This is a genomic window from Nostocoides australiense Ben110 (genome assembly GCF_001050535.1).
GTDB lineage: Bacteria > Actinomycetota > Actinomycetes > Actinomycetales > Dermatophilaceae > Nostocoides_A > Nostocoides_A australiense.
This window is the reverse complement of record NZ_HG764815.1, coordinates 3,184,062-3,186,605: the sequence shown is the minus strand read 5'-3', so window position 1 is coordinate 3,186,605 and position 2,544 is coordinate 3,184,062. Positions and strand designations below refer to the sequence as shown.

Below are 2,544 nucleotides of genomic sequence, written 5' to 3'. Positions count from 1 at the left end.
GGGGTCCGGGTCGGCACGAGCGGGACCTTCGGGGCGTCGTCCTCGAGCCGGATGCCGCACGCGCTGAGGGCCAGTCCGGCCCCGGCCAGAAGGCCTCCGCGAAGCGCCGCGCGGCGGGGCCGGCCCGCGTCGGCGGAGGGTCGGGGAGACGACATGGGCCGATGATGTCACGCGGAAACCAAAGGAGGGCGCGGTCCGTTGGGTCGCATAGAGTGACCTGTCACAACTTAACGAGAGGAGCCGGTCATGAGTGCCGCCGACCGCGTGCGAGAGATCGCCGCCGCCGCTGTGGCCGACCCTGCCCTCGTGATCGACGGTGTCGAGGTCTCGGCCGCGGGCAAGCGCAAACTCGTGCGGATCACCCTCGATCGCGTGCCCGCTGCCGGCCCCGACGGCTGGAGCGATGCCCCCACCCCGGCGCTGAGCCTGGACGAGATCGCCGACCACTCGCGGGCGATCGGTGACGCACTGGACCGTGACGAGCCGTTCGGCGGCGCGGCATACGTCCTGGAGATCAGTTCGCCGGGCGTCGGCAAGGCCCTGCGCGAACCCCGGCACTATCGCCGCAATGTCGGCCGGCTGCTCAAGGCGACCACGGCCGACGGGGAGGTCACCGGCCGCATCGTGCGGGCGAGCGAGGAGTCGGTGGTGCTGGCCGGTGGTGAGCCGCCGGCCGAGACCGATCTGGGGTATGCCGCGATCGAGCGCGCCAGCATCGCCGTCGAGTTCACGAGCACCGAGGAGAAGGACGAGTAAATGGATATCGATCCGGCCACCTTGCGCGCCCTCGAGGCAGAGCGTGGGATCTCCATGGACGTGCTCGTCCCGGCGCTCGAGAAGGCGCTGCTCTCGGCATACGAACGAACCGACGGCCACTATCGCCACGCCCGCGCCGAATTGGACCGCAAGAGTGGGCACGTGACCATCTGGGCGCAGGAGGAGATCGAGCTGCCCGAGGAGGAGCTCGACGCCGAGGCCGAACTCGGCGAGGAGGCGCGCCCGCGGCGGCCGCGCTACGAACTCGGCCCGGAGTTCGACCACACGCCACAGGACTTCGGCCGGGTGGCCGCGGCCACGGCGCGGCACGTCATCCTGTCGCGGCTGCGCGAGGTCGAGGACGATCAGATCCTCGGGGAGTTCAAGGGCCGCGAGGGTGACATCGTCGCGGGCGTCATCCAGCAGAGCCCGAATCCGCGGCATGTGACGGTGAGCTTCGGCTCCGTGGAGGGGATCCTCCCCAGCGCCGAGCAGGTGCCCGGCGAGAGCTACAAACACGGCGACCGCATCCGGTGTTATGTCGTGACGGCCAAACGGGGGCTGCGTGGCCCGCAGATCGAGCTCTCGCGCACCCACCCCAACCTCGTGCGCAAGCTTTTCGCACTCGAGGTGCCGGAGGTCGCCAATGGCACGGTCGAGATCGTGCAACTGGCCCGGGAGGCGGGGCACCGCACCAAGATCGCCGTCCACTCCAAGGTGCCGGGCTTGAATGCCAAGGGCGCCTGCATCGGCCCGATGGGCGCGCGGGTGCGGGCCGTCATGGCCGAACTCGGGGGCGAGAAGATCGACATCGTCGACTGGTCGGAGGACCCGCGGGAGTTCGTCGCCGCCGCCTTGTCGCCGGCCCGGGTGCAGTCGGTCGAGATCGTCGACCCCAAGACGCAGAGCGCCCGAGTCGTCGTGCCGGACTACCAGCTCAGCCTGGCCATCGGCCGGGAGGGCCAGAACGCCCGGCTCGCGGCCAAGCTGACCGGCTGGCGCATCGACATCCGGCCCGACGTGGCCAGTCCGGCAGCGGGGGGCGGCACCCACCCGCACCACGGATCGGGCGGGCAGGGCGAGGGCCAGGCTCCTGGCCGAACGCCGGGCCAGACGCAGGGGGAGGCGCCGGGCGCCGCCCCGACCCGCTAGAATGGGCAAGACCGATCGGACTGGACTGCGTCCTTCGACGTCCATGGCACCTGCGGGCCCGATCCGCACGTGCATCGGATGCCGGGTGACGGATAGCCGATCGGCTCTCTTGCGCATCGTGGCGGGGGAGGGGCACGACGGCCACCCGGCCGCGGTCCCCGATCCTGCCGCTCGGACGCCCGGGCGTGGCTGCTGGCTGCACCCGGACCCCGAATGCCTCGCGCTGGCCGTCCGACGACGAGCCTTCCCGCGGGCGCTCCGAATGAGCGCGCCGCTGGAGGTCACACTCGTGGCGGCATACCTCGAAGCATGTGCGCCGGAAGCAAACCTGACCGAACCAGACCGAAAGCGGGTCAACCGCGATGAGCCACCGATGAGCACTCAGAAATGAGTTCCCCCCGGCTGTAACTGGTCCGCCTCAACTCGATGCGGACCGAGTAGAGGAGAGAAGTGTCGAAGATCCGTGTCAGCGCCCTCGCCAAAGAGGTCGGAGTACCCAGCAAGGTCCTCCTGGAGCGCTTGAACGAGATGGGCGAATACGTCAAGGCAGCGAGTTCGACCATCGAGGCCCCCGTGGTGCGTCGTTACCACGAGAAGTACCCCACCGAAGCAGCGGCCCCGGCGCCCGCCCCGGCC

4 protein-coding genes are annotated in these 2,544 nt (G+C 70.4%); all 4 read left to right on the top strand.

Annotated features, from left to right (window positions below):
- Positions 1-246: 246 nt before the first annotated feature.
- A complete protein-coding gene (locus tag BN11_RS15450) occupies positions 247-756 on the top strand; it encodes a ribosome maturation factor RimP (RefSeq protein ID WP_048699169.1) in 510 nt (169 codons plus the stop codon).
- Positions 757-1,908, top strand: a complete 1,152-nt coding sequence (gene nusA / locus BN11_RS15445; protein ID WP_083433798.1) for a transcription termination factor NusA — start codon at positions 757-759, stop codon at positions 1,906-1,908. It abuts the gene before it with no gap.
- Between the two features lies 1 nt (position 1,909).
- A complete protein-coding gene (locus BN11_RS21975) occupies positions 1,910-2,299 on the top strand; it encodes a YlxR family protein (protein ID WP_083433797.1) in 390 nt (129 codons plus the stop codon).
- 59 nt (positions 2,300-2,358) lie between these two features.
- On the top strand, positions 2,359-2,544 hold a 186-nt coding region (locus BN11_RS15440), incomplete at its 3' end, for a translation initiation factor IF-2 N-terminal domain-containing protein (RefSeq protein ID WP_048699167.1).

Coding starts and splice junctions, on each gene's coding strand:
- nusA (WP_083433798.1), top strand. CDS start 757: ATGGATATCGATCCGGCCACCTTGCGCGCCCTCGAGGCAGAGCGTGGG.
- BN11_RS15450 (WP_048699169.1), top strand. CDS start 247: ATGAGTGCCGCCGACCGCGTGCGAGAGATCGCCGCCGCCGCTGTGGCC.
- BN11_RS21975 (WP_083433797.1), top strand. CDS start 1,910: ATGGGCAAGACCGATCGGACTGGACTGCGTCCTTCGACGTCCATGGCA.